This window comes from Ruegeria sp. YTSA226 (assembly GCF_059609905.1).
Genome location: NZ_JBXWMQ010000001.1, coordinates 279,186 through 296,431, shown reverse-complemented (window position 1 = coordinate 296,431; position 17,246 = coordinate 279,186). Strand labels below are relative to the sequence as shown.

The 17,246-nt window shown below is 55.2% G+C and carries 16 protein-coding genes; 9 read left to right on the top strand and 7 right to left on the bottom strand.

Annotated features, from left to right (window positions below; genetic code table 11):
* Positions 1-148: 148 nt before the first annotated feature.
* The 8 genes from guaA to AC2FFF_RS01425 all read left to right on the top strand — a co-directional run bounded on the left by guaA (position 149) and on the right by AC2FFF_RS01425 (position 8,597).
* The gene (guaA, locus tag AC2FFF_RS01460) at positions 149-1,708 is read left to right on the top strand and encodes a glutamine-hydrolyzing GMP synthase (protein WP_142634143.1); all 1,560 of its coding nucleotides are present in this window, start codon (positions 149-151) and stop codon (positions 1,706-1,708) included.
* Between the two features lie 96 nt (positions 1,709-1,804).
* Positions 1,805-2,704 (top strand): DMT family transporter, encoded by a 900-nt coding sequence (locus tag AC2FFF_RS01455; RefSeq protein WP_142634145.1) that lies wholly within the window; start codon positions 1,805-1,807, stop codon positions 2,702-2,704.
* Between the two features lie 125 nt (positions 2,705-2,829).
* Positions 2,830-3,954: an OmpP1/FadL family transporter gene (locus AC2FFF_RS01450; RefSeq protein ID WP_142634147.1), complete on the top strand. Its 1,125-nt coding sequence runs from the start codon at positions 2,830-2,832 to the stop codon at positions 3,952-3,954.
* A 232-nt stretch (positions 3,955-4,186) separates the two neighbouring features.
* Positions 4,187-5,059, top strand: a complete 873-nt coding sequence (locus AC2FFF_RS01445; RefSeq protein WP_142634149.1) for an ATPase — start codon at positions 4,187-4,189, stop codon at positions 5,057-5,059.
* A gap of 39 nt (positions 5,060-5,098) precedes the next feature.
* Entirely contained in the window at positions 5,099-6,016 is a 918-nt protein-coding gene (metA, locus tag AC2FFF_RS01440) for a homoserine O-acetyltransferase MetA (RefSeq protein ID WP_281972187.1), read from the top strand.
* Positions 6,000-6,959 carry an alpha/beta fold hydrolase gene (locus AC2FFF_RS01435; protein WP_496882839.1) on the top strand — a complete coding sequence of 320 codons (960 nt, stop codon included), beginning with the start codon at positions 6,000-6,002 and terminating at the stop codon, positions 6,957-6,959. The genes metA and AC2FFF_RS01435 overlap by 17 nt, the downstream gene beginning before the upstream one ends.
* 49 nt (positions 6,960-7,008) lie before the next feature.
* Complete coding sequence (gene ppk2 / locus AC2FFF_RS01430; RefSeq protein ID WP_281972189.1) at positions 7,009-7,878, top strand: polyphosphate kinase 2; 870 nt, start codon at positions 7,009-7,011, stop codon at positions 7,876-7,878.
* A 104-nt stretch (positions 7,879-7,982) separates the two neighbouring features.
* A complete protein-coding gene (locus AC2FFF_RS01425) occupies positions 7,983-8,597 on the top strand; it encodes a TetR/AcrR family transcriptional regulator (protein ID WP_142634158.1) in 615 nt (204 codons plus the stop codon).
* A gap of 5 nt (positions 8,598-8,602) precedes the next feature.
* Here the strand turns inward: AC2FFF_RS01425 and AC2FFF_RS01420 are convergent, their stop codons facing one another.
* From AC2FFF_RS01420 to AC2FFF_RS01410, 3 genes are all read right to left on the bottom strand, one after another.
* Positions 8,603-9,661 carry an adenylate/guanylate cyclase domain-containing protein gene (locus AC2FFF_RS01420; RefSeq protein WP_271946800.1) on the bottom strand — a complete coding sequence of 353 codons (1,059 nt, stop codon included), beginning with the start codon at positions 9,659-9,661 and terminating at the stop codon, positions 8,603-8,605.
* Entirely contained in the window at positions 9,658-10,026 is a 369-nt protein-coding gene (locus AC2FFF_RS01415) for a group I truncated hemoglobin (protein WP_271946797.1), read from the bottom strand. Before AC2FFF_RS01415 ends, AC2FFF_RS01420 begins: the two co-directional genes overlap by 4 nt.
* A gap of 127 nt (positions 10,027-10,153) precedes the next feature.
* On the bottom strand, positions 10,154-10,996 hold the full coding sequence (locus AC2FFF_RS01410; RefSeq protein WP_281972190.1) for a glycosyltransferase family 25 protein: 843 nt from the start codon (positions 10,994-10,996) through the stop codon (positions 10,154-10,156).
* A 132-nt stretch (positions 10,997-11,128) separates the two neighbouring features.
* Between AC2FFF_RS01410 and speB the strand changes: the two genes are divergently transcribed.
* Positions 11,129-12,103 carry an agmatinase gene (speB, locus tag AC2FFF_RS01405; protein WP_142634164.1) on the top strand — a complete coding sequence of 325 codons (975 nt, stop codon included), beginning with the start codon at positions 11,129-11,131 and terminating at the stop codon, positions 12,101-12,103.
* 21 nt (positions 12,104-12,124) lie between these two features.
* On the opposite strand, the gene AC2FFF_RS01400 is transcribed toward speB, so the two are convergent.
* The 4 genes from AC2FFF_RS01400 to AC2FFF_RS01385 all read right to left on the bottom strand — a co-directional run bounded on the left by AC2FFF_RS01400 (position 12,125) and on the right by AC2FFF_RS01385 (position 17,157).
* Positions 12,125-13,345, bottom strand: a complete 1,221-nt coding sequence (locus AC2FFF_RS01400) for an aminopeptidase P family protein (protein WP_496707972.1) — start codon at positions 13,343-13,345, stop codon at positions 12,125-12,127.
* A gap of 161 nt (positions 13,346-13,506) precedes the next feature.
* A complete protein-coding gene (locus tag AC2FFF_RS01395) occupies positions 13,507-14,718 on the bottom strand; it encodes an ABC transporter permease (protein ID WP_281972192.1) in 1,212 nt (403 codons plus the stop codon).
* A gap of 5 nt (positions 14,719-14,723) precedes the next feature.
* The gene (locus tag AC2FFF_RS01390; protein WP_271946783.1) at positions 14,724-15,998 is read right to left on the bottom strand and encodes an ABC transporter permease; all 1,275 of its coding nucleotides are present in this window, start codon (positions 15,996-15,998) and stop codon (positions 14,724-14,726) included.
* A 70-nt stretch (positions 15,999-16,068) separates the two neighbouring features.
* Complete coding sequence (locus tag AC2FFF_RS01385; RefSeq protein WP_142634172.1) at positions 16,069-17,157, bottom strand: extracellular solute-binding protein; 1,089 nt, start codon at positions 17,155-17,157, stop codon at positions 16,069-16,071.
* Positions 17,158-17,246: the final 89 nt, after the last annotated feature.

Below are 17,246 nucleotides of genomic sequence, written 5' to 3'. Positions count from 1 at the left end.
CAGCACATGTTTTTAAACTCGCGCGGGTCTTCGTCATTCGCTTCGGGACCGTCCACCAGACAAGCGGGCCCTAACCGCGACCAACTGGCGTGTCTATACCACTTGAAATCCCTTGCGCTTATCATCTTCGCAACCTAGTAGCAGAACCATGACCCAAGACACCCATGACCGCCTTCTGATCATCGACTTCGGCAGCCAGGTAACGCAGCTGATTGCGCGCCGCCTGCGTGAGCTGAATGTTTATTGTGAAATCCATCCTTATCAGAATGTTACGACGGACTTTGTTCGGAAAATGGCCCCAAAGGCCGTTATTTTCTCGGGCGGTCCCGATAGCGTGACACGAGAAGGGTCTCCGCGGGTCCCGCAGGAAATCTTTGACATTGGCGTTCCCATCCTTGGTATCTGCTATGGGCAGCAAGTGATGATGCACCAGTTGGGCGGCAAGGTCGAAAGCGGCCATGGCACCGCAGAGTTCGGCCGCGCCTTTGTGACCCCCAAAGGCCAACTGGATATTCTCGATGGCTGGTTCACCGACGGCGATGAACAGGTCTGGATGAGTCACGGCGACCATGTCAGTGAAATCGCGCCGGGGTTTCAGGTTTATGGCACCTCGCCCAACGCACCGTTTGCGATCACTGCAGACACGTCCCGCCATTTTTATGCAGTTCAGTTCCATCCCGAGGTGCACCACACACCAAAGGGCGCCAAGCTTTATGAGAATTTTGTAAAGCTCGCCGGATTCAGCGGCGATTGGACTATGGGTGCCTATCGCGAGCAGATGATCGCGACGATCCGCGAACAAGTGGGCGATAAACAAGTGATTTGCGGTCTGTCCGGAGGTGTCGATAGTTCGGTCGCGGCGATCCTGATCCACGAGGCGATTGGCGACCAACTGACCTGTGTGTTCGTTGATCACGGCCTGTTGCGCAAGAACGAGGCTGACGAAGTCGTCGGCATGTTCCGCGACAACTATAATATTCGGCTGATCCACGCAGATGAAAGCGATCTGTTCCTAGGTGAGCTTGAGGGGCAAAGCGACCCGGAAACCAAGCGCAAGATAATTGGCAAGCTGTTCATCGACGTGTTCCAGAAACATGCCGACACGATCGACGGGGCCGAATTCCTGGCCCAAGGTACCCTCTACCCTGATGTGATCGAATCCGTTTCGTTCTCGGGCGGGCCTTCGGTCACGATCAAAAGCCACCACAATGTTGGTGGTCTGCCAGAGAAAATGGGCCTGAAACTGGTCGAGCCGCTGCGCGAACTGTTCAAGGACGAAGTGCGCGCATTGGGACGCGAGCTGGGTCTGCCCCAAAGCTTTATCGGCCGCCACCCCTTCCCCGGCCCTGGTCTGGCAATCCGTTGCCCCGGTGAAATCACCCGCGAAAAACTAGATATTCTGCGCGAAGCCGATGCGATCTATATCGACCAGATTCGCAAACATGGGCTTTATGATGATATCTGGCAGGCCTTCGTGGCGATCCTGCCGGTTCGAACCGTCGGCGTCATGGGTGATGGCCGCACGTACGACTATGCCTGCGCCCTGCGGGCAGTTACCTCAGTCGACGGGATGACCGCCGACTATTACCCGTTCAGTCATGAATTCTTGGGCGAAACCGCCACCCGGATCATCAATGAGGTCAAAGGCATCAACCGATGCACCTATGACATCACATCGAAGCCTCCGGGCACAATCGAGTGGGAATGAAAACAAGCCGGGCCAGCGCCCGGCTTTTTTGTTTCTGCGACACAAATATTTAGTTACCAATCAACATCGTAGAACTCCTAGTGCGCGGGCAACTCAATGGAAAGCAGCAAACCCCAAATCGGCAAAGCCGCGCTGTGGATGATCGGGGCGATCGCATCCTTTACGTCTATGGCCGTGGCCGGACGTGAGCTGAGCGTCACCCATGACACCTTTGAGATCATGTTTTATCGCAGCCTAGTCGGCATGTGCGTGGTCAGCCTTGTCCTGACGGTTACGGGAAAGTGGCATCAGGTATCGACCGAACGGATTGGCCTCCACGGGGTACGAAATACCCTGCATTTCACCGGTCAGAATCTCTGGTTCTACGCTGTTTCCGTGGCACCACTGGCACAGGTCTTTGCACTTGAGTTTACTCAACCGATCTGGGTGATCCTGCTGTCCCCAATGCTGCTGGCCGAACGGTTGACAGTCGTGCGGGTCCTTTCAGCACTTATCGGTTTTGCTGGTATCCTTATAGTCGCACGACCGGGGGCTGTTCCGTTAAGCGCAGGAATTGTCGCCGCCGCAATGTCGGCGGTGTTCTTCGCTTTGACTACAATTTCCACAAAAAAACTCACGCGTTCTGCAAGCATCGGGTGCATCATGTTCTGGCTTACCGTTATACAGGCTGGTCTTGGGCTGGCAGCCTCTGCGATCGACGGAGAACTTGCGTTACCAACGATGGCAACCGCGCCTTGGCTTTTGCTTGTAGGGCTTGCAGGCCTATTAGCGCATTTCTGCATTACGAATGCACTCTCAATCGCACCGGCTACGGTTGTGATCCCATTCGATTTTGCGCGCCTTCCTACAATCGCGATTGTCGGTATGCTTTTCTATCATGAGGCTCTCGATCAGTGGACGCTCGTGGGGGCTGCTGTCATTTTTGTGGGTATCTTCCTTAACGTTCAGTCGGAAAACCGTAACAGTTTAGCAACAGATTCTCGCAACACTCACTAAGGGTAACGTTCAGTCACCCGTTGACCACCTATTGTAGAGAGAGTGAAATCCACCTGTAAGAATAACTCGGTTGTGCGCAGACACCACAAATTCGCGCAACTTAGCGACATAATTGGGAGGAATGGATGAAGAAGACGCTTCTACAGGCGTGTGCTTTGTGCGTGGGCGCAACAAGCATTCAAGCCGGTGGTCTGGACCGTAGTGGACAGGGAATCAATATCATTTTCGAAGAGGGATCCGTGGTCCAACTTCGTCTTGGATATGCTTCACCCGACGTAAGCGGTGAACAAAATGGCGTAGAATCAGGTGATGTGTCGAATGCTTTCTTCTCACCGGGCCTGGCTTACAAACGTTCATTTACTGACAAACTGGACTTTGCGCTGATCTATGACGAACCATTCGGTGCGGATATTGGGTATTCCGCCGACTATCCCCTGTCGCAGAATCCAACTGCAGCGTTTGGAGGACGCAGCGGGATTCTGAGAGCCAGCGCTGATGTCGACTCCCTCACCGCATTGCTGCGCTACAAGCTTGACGGTGGCTTCAGCGCCATTGGCGGTATTCGCGCGCAACGTGCTAGCGCAAAAGTCGTTGTACCGGCAGCAGCCGGATACGAATTTGACGCGGATGCCGATACTGACTTTGGTTATCTCGTCGGGGTTGCCTGGGAAAAACCTGAAATCGCAGCTCGGGTTTCGCTGGTCTACAACTCCAAGATCACTCACGATCTGTCGTCGACCGAGTCGTTCAACGTAGTGCCGCCCGTCCCCGCCGGGTTGCAAACAATCGATGACACGACCAGGGTCGAGACACCGCAATCCATCAACCTGGATTTCCAGACCGGGGTTGCCCCAAAAACGCTGGTGTTCGGATCGATCCGCTGGGTTGACTGGCCTCAGACAGTAGTGGCACCTGCCGCCTATGTCGGGATCGTTGGGGACAACCTCGTCGACTTTGACGACGACACATTCACCTATACTCTTGGAATGGGATATCAGTTCTCAGAGGCTTTTTCTGGCGCGATATCCACATCTTACGAAAAGTCGAATGGTACCGAAGTATCAAACTTGGGGCCGACTGACGGTTTCTGGAGCATTGGCGTAGGCGGTACTTACACCGTGGAAAATGCTCAGATCTCGGGCGGTGTCCGTTATACGGACATTGGCGATGCGACAACCACCACGGGTGGTGAATTCAGCGGCAACTCTGCCTGGAGCGTCGGCCTTCAGTTGACCTACTCTCTGAACTGATCAGCGGCAAAACTGTTCACAAGGCTCCGCCCTCCGGCGGAGCCTTTTTTGCATAGATCCGCATGATCACGAATTGAGATGATGCGGTCCTGCGTGGCAAGGAACAGATATCTACTCCCATTCTGGCATAACGAAACCTGTGCCCAAGACTGTTGGTTCTAAACAACCGCGCACGCGCGATTGACGCCGCCTCCCACCCGTTTTAGCAAGGTCGGAAAAGGGATAGTGGACAATGATCTACAACTCGGCAAAAGACTGGCGGGAAGCCGCGCGCAAAAAGGTGCTGTTTTTTGGCATGTCAGGCCTGGGAAAGACCTATGTGTCCAACGTTCTGCGCGATTCCGGGGACTGGTTCCACTATTCGGTCGATTACCGGATCGGCACGCGATACATGGGCGAGTATATCATCGACAACGCCAAAGCCGAGGCCATGAAGGTCCCTTTCCTGCGTGACCTGCTGTTGTCTGATTCCATTTACATCGGATCAAATATCTCGTTCGAGAACTTGACCCCTGTCGCCGCCTATCTGGGAAAACCGGGCAACCCGGCACAGGGCGGCATGGAGCTGACCGAATATAAACGCCGTCAGGAACAATTCCGTTTGGCAGAAATTCACGCTCTGTTGGATACCGAGTATTTCGTGGATCGGGCGCAGAGATTGTACCAATACCCGCATTTCATTTGCGATACTGGCGGTTCGATCTGCGAATGGGTTGATCCCGACGATCCGCGCGATCAGGTCCTGACTGAGCTGTCGCGCCACACGCTGATGATTTGGATCAAAGGTGATGACGACCACACGTCCGAGCTGATCAGGCGCTTTGACCGTGCGCCCAAGCCCATGTCTTATCAGCCCGAATTCCTGACACGTGTCTGGGACGAATATCTGACCCAACAAGGCTGTTCCGCCGAACAGGTCGATCCCAACGCATTCATTCGCTGGACCTATGCCAAAGCTCTTGCGCACCGGCAACCGAGATACAGGGCAATGGCCGACAACTGGGGTCTGACGATCGCTGCCAGCGACATGCACAGTATTCGCGACGACGGTGATTTCGATGAGTTGATCGAACGTGCACTTGAGACCCGGCCAAAGCGCGATTAACTACGGCACTTACACTCTCAAACCAAAGGCTTGCATCCGATGCCGATCAAGATTCCCTCTGACCTGCCTGCATATGACGTTCTCACCAATGAGGGCGTCATGGTCATGTCCGAGGATCAGGCAATGCGTCAGGATATTCGCCCCCTTCGGATCGGGTTGCTGAATCTGATGCCCAAGAAGATTCAGACCGAAAACCAGTTCGCTCGCCTCATCGGTGCAACCCCACTGCAGATCGACCTATCGCTGATCCGTATGACCGAACATCGGACCAAGAACACCGCAGCCGAGCATATGGCCGAGTTCTACCGCCCGTTTCAGGAGGTAAGGGACCAAAAATTTGACGGCCTGATCATCACCGGCGCCCCTATCGAACATCTTGAATTCGAGTATGTCACCTATTGGGAAGAGATCAGCGAAGTATTTGACTGGACCCAGACAAATGTCCATTCGACCTTTGGCGTGTGCTGGGGCGGAATGGCGATGATCAACCATTTCCATGGGGTGCGTAAGCATATGTTGGACGCCAAGGCTTTCGGATGTTTCCGGCACCGCAATCTGGCTCCCTCCTCACCGTTTCTGCGCGGGTTTTCCGATGATTGCGTAATCCCGGTCAGCCGGTGGACCGAGATGAAGCAGGCCGAAATCGACAGCGCTACGGGCCTGACCACCTTGCTGGGTAGTGATGAGGCAGGCCCCTGCTTAGTCGAAGATAAGGACCATCGTGCGATTTATATCTTTAACCACTTTGAATATGACAGTGATACGCTCAAGCAGGAATATGATCGCGATATCGACAACGGCACACCGATAAACGTGCCGATGAACTACTATCCAGACGACGACCCCTCGCGCCAGCCTCAGAACAGATGGCGCAGCCATGCGCACCTGCTCTATGGCAACTGGATTAACGAAATCTATCAGACAACACCGTTCGATATGGATCAAATTGGTTCTTAAAACCATCATAGCTCTTGCCCTGCTGATTGCTGGCCTGGCCACCGTAACAACTTGGCGCGTGTCACGGAACGAAGCTGTTGCCGAGGCCAGTTTTCCACCCGAGGGTCAGCTGATCGACGTCGATGGAGTCAGCGTTCATGCCGTAGTCATGGGGCACGGGCCCGATGTCGTGCTGATCCACGGGTCCAGTGGTAACACTCGGGACATGACTTTTGCCCTCGCCCCAATTCTGGCAGAAGATTTCCGTGTCATTGTATTTGACCGGCCCGGATTGGGGTATTCCGACAGCTTCAATCCGGACGGAGAAACCCTTGAAGAACAAGCCGAAATCCTACGCCGTGCTGCTGTCAAGCTGGGCGCGGACAAACCCATTGTTGCAGGGCAAAGCTATGGCGGGTCGGTGTCGCTGGCCTGGGCGGTTACACAGCCCGAAAATATCTCGGCCCTGGTTTTGATTGCTCCGGCAGCAATCCCATGGGAGACGCCGCTGGACGGTTTCAACCGAATGGCCGCGACCAAGCCCGGAAACGCGCTTGTGCTGCCGTTGATCAACGCCTTTGTCCCCGATTGGTATGTCGAGCAGGCCCTAGACGGTGTGTTTTCCCCCCAAACTGCACCGGAAGGCTATGCCGAACATTTCGGCCCCGGGCTGACCATGCGCCCGGCTTCGATGCATGCCAACGCAATGCAACGCGCCAATCTGTTGGACGAAGTTCGTGCGCTGCAGCCGCGCTATAAGGATATTTCGGTCCCGACCGAGGTTGTGCATGGCACCGCCGACACAACGGTCGGGTTGGAATGGCATGCGGAACCCCTGATCGACCAAATCCCCGGCGCTGAACTGATCGAATTGCCGGGAATTGGCCATATGCCACAGATCGTGGCCGCACCCGAAGTAGCGGCCGCAGTCATCCGGGCTGCTCAGCGGGCGGGTTTGCGTTAATTCCGAGGCTAATCCATAGTAAGATATGGATTTTATCGCGAGGTGACTCATGACACGAACTGGCAAAGGCACCATCGAGGAATATTACAAAAAACGTGCACCAGAAGAAGTCCGGAACGAGATCAAAGAGGCCGATAAGGATGACATTCTGAACCCTACATACCCCTATGACGAACGCATGAAGCGTAAGGCGTATGAGAAACAAATGCAGTCCCTGCAGATCGAGCTTGTGAAAATGCAGCTTTGGGTGAAGGAAACTGGCCAGCGTGTCGCTGTTATCTTCGAAGGCCGCGATGCCGCAGGAAAAGGCGGGACGATCAAGCGGTTCCGTGAGAACCTGAACCCGCGTGGGGCCCGGAACGTTGCGCTCAGCAAGCCATCGGATCAAGAGCGCAGCCAATGGTATTTTCAGCGCTATATCCCACATCTGCCCGCAGCCGGGGAAATCGTGTTCTTTGACCGCAGCTGGTATAACCGCGGCGTGGTGGAAAATGTGTTTGGGTTCTGCAACACAAAACAGCGTGAACGCTTCTTCCGCCAGGTTCTGCCGTTAGAGACTGGCCTGTGTGACGATGGTATCCGCTTGTTCAAGTTCTGGTTGAACGTCGGACGGGCCGAGCAGTTGAACCGGTTTCTTGCACGCGAAACGGACCCATTGAAACACTGGAAGCTAAGCCCAATCGATATCGCTGGTTTGGACAAATGGGATGAATACTCTGCATCGATTTCCGAGACCCTTACACGCAGTCACAGCGAAGCCTGCCCCTGGACCATAGTTCGTTCCGACGACAAGAAACGGGCAAGGCTGGCAGCAATCCAAACGGTTCTTCATGCGCTGGACTATGATGAAAAGGACAAAAATGCGATTGGCGATATCGACACCAAGATATGTGGCGGGCCAGATATCTGGGATGCCTGATCTTTCTTGCCGGCCAATATCATCACAAAGATTGGACGAATACGTGCTACCGGTTTATGTCTTAGTTCCTCAAGAATTGAACAAAAAAGGCGTCTGAATCAGGGATGACAAAACGCGGGTATCACCACGGCAACCTGAAACAGGCTCTGATCGACGCAGCTCTGTCCCTGATCGAGGAAAAGGGTCCGACCGGGTTCACCCTGTCAGAGGCTGCAAAAGCGGCAGGCGTCACGCCTGCAGCTGTTTATCGCCACTATCACGGGCGCGAGGACCTGATCGCCGAGGCGGCGCGTCAGGGGTTCGAGATGTTCGCCGATCTAATTCAATTCGCTTATGACAAAGGCCAGCCTTCAGCGCTGGCTGCGTTCGAAGCAACCGGGCGCGCCTATCTGGCCTTTGCTCGCAAGAATCCTGGCCACTATATCGCGATGTTCGAAAGTGGGATTTCGGTCAACCGTACCCCAGAGCTTGCCCTGGCTGCAAACCGGGCCAGAGATGTTCTAGAAAAAGCTGCAGCCGATCTGTCGCAACATATTCCGCCGGAAAAACGTCCGCCGGCTTCAATGTTCAGCGCACATATCTGGGCGCTGAGTCACGGTGTAGTCGAATTGTTTGCCCGTAACACCGGCGCCACCGCACCCTTCCCGCCCGAAGATCTTTTGGAAACGGGGATCGGTATTTATTTGCGGGGACTAGGGCTGGTGCCTCCGGACGAATAAAGCCGTCAGAACACCGGTTTCCGTTGCGGTATGCTGAGACCGGATGTGACATTAATCAGATCCATCTCACCCATACCCTTGATGTCCACACGCCCGATATCAGAGACCTGAAACTCGTCAATCAGGGCGTATTTCATTTCTTCAGGCGCAACAATATTCATTGGGTTTGCAAAGACTTGCAGTCGGGATGCGATGTTCACGGCGGGTCCGAAAACATCATAGACATATTTCTGAATACCAACCACTGATCCCACCGCCGGCCCCATACCCAGCCCCACACGTGCCTGCCACTTGTGCGGGTGGCTTTCATTTCTCCGCTCAAGATAGCGAAGGAACCTGACCGCACAATGGGCAGCAGCAGTCGCATGATCTGGCGTAGCATCCGGCATGCCTGACACCGCAAGATAAGCATCGCCAATAGTCTTGATCCGCTCACATCCGAACTGTTCGACAATCCGGTCAAAGGCCGTAAAGATGTCATTCAACTCGCTTAGGGTAACCGTCGGGTCCGTCTTGGCGGCAAAATCCGTGAACCCCACAAAGTCCAGCATCACAACTGACACCTGATCGTAAAGCTGCGGCGTGACCACACCGAATGTCTTGAATTCTTCATAAACAGCGCGCGGCATCAGGTTCAGCAACAGCCTTTCAACCCGCTCTTTCTCACGCTCCAACTCGCGCGTGTTGCGTTCGACCATGGTCGAGTAGCTGTCAATCATGCTTTCAAGTTCGCGGATTTTGGTGATGTTCTGAAACTCGATGACCAGAACCTGTTCCGAAAGACCGTTTGCCAGAGAAACTGCCGTTGCGAAAACCAATGTCCTGCGTTTCGGCTTGATCTGCAATTCGACCGAGTATCTGAGCCCCGATTGCTTTACGTCTTCAAGTTCACGCGCATCAAGGTCAGGAAAAATATCCAACAATGTCTGTCCATTAGCCGGTGGGCCAAACCATTCCTGAAAAGGGCCATTGCAGAATACGAATGTAAGATCTGACGCCCGAACCACTGCGACACCAACACCGATCGCGCGCAGCAGTTGTTCATTGATCGCAAGAATACTCATGCCGCATCGCGCGTAACAATAATTGCGCGTTTGGATTCGATCGCTCCCAAGGCAATCTTTACGTGCCGATCTTCCATTCCATGTAACGCCAGCGCTTCACCAAACAGATCTGCCATTTCGTCAAAATCTGCGTGCGAGATGTTCAGATTTCTGTGAACCGCTTCAATTCGATCATCGCTAAATGATGTCGGACCACCGATCAGAGACGATACGAACTTGGTCTGGTGATCAATCAGCCTTGGCATGTCGATATCTTCGAAATGGTCACCGATCTGATCAGACTCCAGTGCCATTTCGTAAAAAGTCATTACGATCCGACTGATCGTTTTGAAACCGCCATAATGCTCATAGATTGTCTGACCCACACCAACCCCAAACCGGAAAAACACCAACAACACTGGAAGTTTATATCAAATTGACAGTTTTGTTAACGCTTATCGAGAATTACTATTTTTGCTTGGTTGAAAAGACGTGATCAGCTCATGATCTAAACTAAACCCTCAGGTCTTCGGCACAGGGGATAAATCCGACATACCCCCCGCTTTCAAGCAATCGGGCTTCGCCTCTCTGGCGCCAATACAACTTGCGTTTCGCGGCCTGCAATTCGCGACGAATGCGAAACCACAGGGGTCCCTTATCCAGACCGCTATTGGTCTTTCTGTTTTGTGAACGTTCACTGACTTTCACGGAATCTTCAGCCTGATCTTGCTGTTTCGACCAGATCATTTGAACGCCGACTGCTGGAAAACACTGATACATTTGCCAATCCGGGCGGGGGATAGATACGAAATCATCCAGGTGATCCGAGTATTTCTCGGACCACATCAGCAATTTACGGCAGGCCGCCTGCGACAGGATATATGCGGCCGCGCTGGGTGCCATTTCCAGCATCGGGCGAACCGGTACGCCGGAAATCTGTAGTTCTGGCCCAAACCGCAGCACCCGGGGGGAATAGTCCAGCTTTAGGAAGTCGAACCCTGACCCTGCTTCGAGCAATCTGGCAATCACACCGCCAGCTTGGGTCGACATTTCGACATCGTCTTCAAAGATCGCAACAGCCTTCAGGTCTTGCTGAACGGCACGCTTCCAAACGGCGCGATGGCTTTCGAAACAAGCGACTTCACTTTGTTTCAGACCCCAGCGGCTGCCGGAACCGGCAACATAGCCGTGACCATCCAGTGCGCCTTCTTGTTGCGCGTCGGTCGCACTGAAACGCGCGGCCCCGATCAGCCCGGTATGGGCGAACTGTGCCTCCATAAAGTTGCGCCGCTCGGGTACCCGATCCAGATTGATATAGTAGACACCCGTTCCCGGTGGCAGTTCATGATGGCCCACGGCTGTTCCTTTATAATGCCTGCACCAGATACACTTCGCACAATCGGATAATCAAGCCCACAGCCCCCACCTATCGCAGCTATGAATTCCTGTCTAAGCTGCCGTTGAACAGCAAGAAACGGGAAACTCGCCATGTCATCACATGGGTATAGCGGTGGGCGGCTTAATCTGCCTTTCGTCGGCATTTCGACCTTCGGCAAAGCGCCGTATGTCGAGGATTGGGACAATATCGACGCGGATGTCGCAGTCATGGGGGCGCCTTTCGACTTTGGCACTCAATGGAGGTCCGGCGCGCGCTTTGGGCCCCGTGCTGTACGCGAGGCCTCAACCCTGTTCAGCTTTGGCCATGCCGGGGCCTATGACCATGAGGATGACGCCACTTATCTGGATGGATCGGTGCGGATGGTCGATATTGGGGATGCCGATATTATCCACACCAAGACAGATGAGAGCCACGCCAATATTCAATACGGCGTCGAACGTATTCTGTCCGCAGGCGCCCTGCCCGTCACCATCGGCGGCGATCATTCGGTGAATATCCCCTGCATCAACGCCTTTGCCTCAGATTGCGCGCAGAACGGTCCGATCCATGTGGTCCAGATCGACGCGCATCTGGATTTCGTTGACGAGCGTCATGGCGTCACTGCTGGCCACGGCAATCCGATGCGGCGGGCGATTGAAAAGCCTTATGTCGCCGGCATGACCCAGTTGGGGATCCGAAACGTGTCATCAACCGCCAAGGAAGGGTATGAGGATGCCCGCGCTCGCGGCTCGGACATCTTGTCCGTACGACAGGTGCGCAAGTTGGGCACCGAGGGTGTATTGGAGCGCATCCCCGAGGGCGCGAGGTATTACGTTACGATTGATATCGACGCGTTTTGCCCCTCAATCGCACCTGGCACGGGTACGCCCAGCCATGGCGGGTTTTTGTATTACGATGTGCTGGAAATTCTTCAGGGGCTGGCGAAACGCGGTGACGTGGTCGGGATCGACCTTGTTGAAGTCGCCCCAAGTTACGACCCAACCGAAAGCACGCAGATTCTGGCGGCACAGGTGCTGCTGAACTTTATCGGCTTCATCTTTCACGAACGGGGCAAGAAGGGCTGATCGCCCTTCCTGCCCATGTGATCAGGCGCTGATCGTGTTGTGTTCTGGCCCATAGGGGAAGCCGGTGATGTTTTCAGCTCCGGCCTCTTCGACCACAAGAATGTCATGCTCACGATAGCCGCCGGCGCCTTTCTGACCTTCAGGTATCCACAGCATCGGCTCGATGGACACGACCATGCCGGGTTCCAAAACCGTGTCGATATCCTCGCGCAGTTCAAGACCCGCTTCACGACCGTAGTAATGGCTGAGTATGCCGAAGGAATGGCCATAGCCAAAGGACCGGTATTGCAGCAGGCCTTCGTCGGCGAAGAAACGGTTGATCTCAGCCGTGATCCCCGAGCAGGTCGCGCCCGGTTTGATCAGGCTCAACCCCAACTCATGCGCGGCGACGTTTGCCTTCCAGATGCGCAGGCTATCGGCGTCGGGTTCGCCCAGAAACAAGGTGCGTTCCAGCGCAGTGTAATAGCCCGAGATCATCGGGAATGTGTTCAGCGACAGGATATCGCCCTTTTCCAGCGCCCGCTTGGTGACCGGGTTATGTGCGCCATCAGTGTTCAGGCCGGATTGAAACCAGACCCAAGTGTCGCGGTACTCGGCCTCTGGATAGGCACGAGCAATCTCGGCCTCCATCGCGTCACGGCCTGCCATGGCGATATCGATCTCGGTCGCGCCTTCGCGGATCGCCGCGTGAATGGCTGCGCCGCCCACATCTGCAGTGTGTGCGCCGCCTTTGATCAGCGCGATCTCTTCGGCGGATTTCACCATGCGTGCGGCCATTGTGTCAGGTGCGATATCAACCAGTTCAGGCTGGCCCAGCATATCCAGTGCGGTGTCGCGCATTGCCAGCGTCATGTGATCGCCTTCGATCCCGACCCGACCGGCTGATCCAATCAGATCAGCCACCGCGCGCCAGTAATTGTTCCGCTTCCAGTCGGTATAGATCACGTTGTCTTCAACCGAGCGACGCCAAGGCTGGCCGGCGTCGATATTGGCCGACAAGGTGGTGCATTTGTCCTGAGTGACAACGCAACCGTAGGGACGCCCGAACGAGCAATACAAGAAGCCCGAGTAATAGGCGATGTTTTGCATGGAAGTCAGCAGAACTGCTGGAATATCGCGGGCGGCCATCGTGGCGCGCAAGCTGGCCAGACGGCGTGCATATTCCGCCTTACTAAAGGGCAAAGGCGCCTTGTCACCGTTGTGGCAGGTAAAGAATTCGGGGCGATTGTTTAGATCATTCATCTTGGTCTCTCCTCGATGCCGGACAGGCAAAGCCCGGCCACAAGTCCCGGCGTTCAGGACAAGCGGCCTCGGGAACCGAGAGCCATGCACCCGCCTAGATGTCACGACGCCATCGTGACCGGGGTGCATGGTGAAATCGCTAAATCACCTTGTGAGTCGCGTCAAGCGGGACTGAGCCCCCGCAGGCGTTCAGACCGCCGCCGCAGCAGCTCTACCGTGGTCAACAGCGCAATCGAGATCACCACAAGGATGGTCGCTACTGCCAGAATGGTCGGGCTGATCTGTTCGCGCAGGCCGGTGAACATCTGCCATGGCAGTGTCTTCTGGCTGGCAGAGCCAACGAACAGCACCACAACCACCTCATCGAACGAGGTGATAAAGGCGAAGAGGCCGCCCGAGATCACGCCCGGCAGGATCAAGGGCATCTGGATCTTGAAGAACGTCCGCACCGGGCCCGCGCCCATATTCGCCGCCGCCCGTGTCAGAGAGCGATCAAAGCCCACCAGCGTCGCAGTCACGGTGATGATGACGAAGGGGATGCCCAGAACGGCGTGGGCAAGGACAACTTTCACATAGCCCACGAAGTTCTTGTTCATGCCCAGCGTGCCTTCCATGAAGCGACCGATATCGCTGTAGAAGAAGAACATGCCGGTGGCCGAGATGATCAACGGCACGATCATCGGCGAGATCAGGACGCCCATGATGACGCGGCGGCCGGGTACGTGGCTCTGGCTGAGGCCGATGGCCGCCAACGTGCCCAGCGAGACCGAGATGATCGTCGCAATCGGCGCGATGATCAGCGAGTTCTTGAAGCTGCGCTGCCATTCATTGTTGGTGAAGAAATCGCGGTAATGCTTTAGCGAATACCCTTCGGGGTCCAGACTCAGCATCTCAGGGGTGAAGGTAAAGAAGTCCTGCGCGTTGAACGACAGCGGCAGAACCACGAGGATCGGGGTGATCAGGAACACGAAGATCGCACCGCAGATAACCCGAAACAGATAGTGATAGAACACCTGTTTTGGCGTCAGATAGCTGAGCAGTTTGCGGCGATACCGGCCTTCATAGAGCCAATAGATAAAGAAGATAAAAAACCAACCGCCCAACAGGCCCAGAATGCCACCCATCGGACCTGACAACAGGAAACCGATGATGCCGAAACCCAGGATATTGATCCAGCGCGCCAGTTTTTCGTTCTTCAGAACGTTGATGTAGACCCAGGCCAGCGCGGCGATCAGAGCTGCGCCACCCAGAATGCCCAAAAGGATCGAGCCGTTGCCCGCGCCGACAAAGACGCCGGCGAAGGCACCCGCCAAGGCGACACTGGGCAGAACCATGGAGAGCGGTTTGCGGGATATCGGTGTAAGTGCAGCCATGTCGATTATCCCAACTTCACATTATCAATGCCCACGATCTTGTCGTAGACCCAGTAGAGCAGCATGACGACACCCAGCAGGATTGTACCCAAGGCCGCAGCCAGCCCCCAGTTCAGCGAGGACGAGATGTGATAGGCAATCCGGTTCGAGATGAAGACACCTTTTGTGCCGCCAACGATTTCAGGCGTGATGTAGTAACCGATCGACAGAATGAACACGAGGATCGAGCCCGCTCCGATACCCGGAATGGATTGTGGGAAGTAGATACGCCAGAAGGTCGTCCAGTTGGTCGCGCCCATGGATTTCGCCGCGCGCGTGTAAGTCACCGGGATCGTCTGCATCACTGAATACATCGGCAGGATCATGAACGGCAGCAGGATATGCGTCATCGCAATGATCGTACCGATCTGGTTATTGATAATCACCAGTCGTGCATCATCGGCCACAAGTCCAAGCCAGACCAATGTTTCATTAATCACGCCCTGCTGTTGCAACATCACTTTCCACGCCGAGGTCCGCACCAGAAGTGAGGTCCAGAAAGGCAAGAGAACGAGGATCATCAGCAGGTTCGACACCCGCATCGGCAGGGTCGCCAGCAGGTAGCTAACCGGATAGGCCAACAAGATGCAGGACACCGTAATCACCAGCGACATGAACAATGTGCGGCCAAACAGCTTGATCAGAATCTGCTTGTCTTCAGGCTGCGACTGCGCGCCTTCGGGCGTGCGGCGCATATCGACCGCGTTCAGGAAATAACCATTGGTAACCGTTGGCGAATGGGTCTTGATCACTGCCCATGTCTTAGGATCGCCCCAGCCTTCGTGAATCTCTATGATCTGTTCCTTGAACGGTCCATCGGTTTCAGGGTCAAGCTTGCCCATTTTCCGGCCAGAGCGGCGGAACAAAGAAGACATGCCAGTCTCTTCGTAGTTCAGACGCGAGCCAAGGCGGGTGTGGGTTTTGCTATCAACGGCAACGACCATGTCGCGAACAAATGCGTCGTATACTGCTTCGTCCGGAAGCTCACCGCTTTGGGCGTCCCAGCTTTGCAGGGCTTCCACAGTAAGCGGGAGGGTCTCTGAAACCATGCTGTTTTCAACCGAGCGGAACAGCATTGAAGCAATCGGCACGATAAAGGAAAACATGACAAATAGCAGAAGCGGAGCGACGAGCATCAATGCTCGTAATTTCTGCCGCCGCAGTGAACGTGCCAGCGATTGCTTGAGCGGCGTTCCGTCCGCTGCCAGCATCGGCCCCGCATTTTGGCTTGCGTCAGTCATTTGTGCCCCTTGACTCTGCTTGGGTCTGGGGGCGGCGCACCGCCCCCGACTGTTTCATGAAATCAAACGATTATTTCGCAAGCCAAGCCTGGAATTTCGCTTCGATGTCATCGCGGTAATCCGCCCAGAACTCGTAGTTATACAGGAACGTGTTCTTGGCGTTTTCCGGATCGGTCGGCATGTGCGGCGCCATGTCGATGCCAAGCTCGGCATGCTGACCAACCAGCGGAGCCGACGAGGCACGGGCCGGACCGTACGAGATGTACTTGGCCTGATCCGCCAGACGCTGCGTGTCCGTTGCGAACATGATGTAGTCCAGCGCACGCTGCTGACGCTCTTCGCTCAGACCGGCGGGGATGATCCAGCCGTCCAGGTCAAAGATCTGCGCGTCCCACAGCATGGCAACGGGCTGCTTCTGCTCTTCGATCACGCTGAACAGACGGCCGTTATAGGTCGAGCCCATGATGATCTCGCCATCGGCCAGAAGCTGCGGCGTGTCGGCACCCGCGGACCACCAGACGACGTTGTCCTTGATGGTTCCCAGTTTCGCCAACGCCTGATCCTGACCTTCAGGGGTCGCCAGAACGTCGTAAACGTCATCTTTGGCGACGCCGTCACAGATCAGCGCCCATTCCATGTTGTTGATGGCGCGCTTTTCAAGTGAACGCTTGCCCGGATAGGCCTCCAGATCAAATACGGCGCAGACATCGGTCGGAGGTGTGTCACCTACCAAGTCTGTACGATAGCCGAATGTAGTCGAATACACGATCTGCGGGATAAAGCACTCGCTGACCAGCAGGTCACCGAAATCATCGGCAGCCGAGGTGCCGTCGGGCGCCGGGGCCAGCATGGTGTCGGGGTCGATCTCCATCGCCAGACCTTCGTCACACAGACGAATTGCGTCCGCAGCAACAACATCCACTACGTCCCAGGTGATGTTGCCCGCTTCGTTCATTGCCCGCAGCTTGGCAACCGCTTCGGCCGAGCTGTCATCGTTAAGGATAGTGATGCCGCTCTTTTCAGAATAGGGCTCGTGATACGCCTTCAGCTGTGACTTGGAATAGGCGCCGCCCCACGAGACAATCGTCATCTCCTCGGCCATGGCGCCTCCGGCCACGGCAACAATGGCGCTTGCCATCAAAGTGGTTTTAACTTTCATTGTTAACTCCCTGTTATACCCGTAAATTTCTGAACAGACCGGATCACGGGGCAACCCGGCCGCCATTTACCCCCCAGCGATCCACCAGG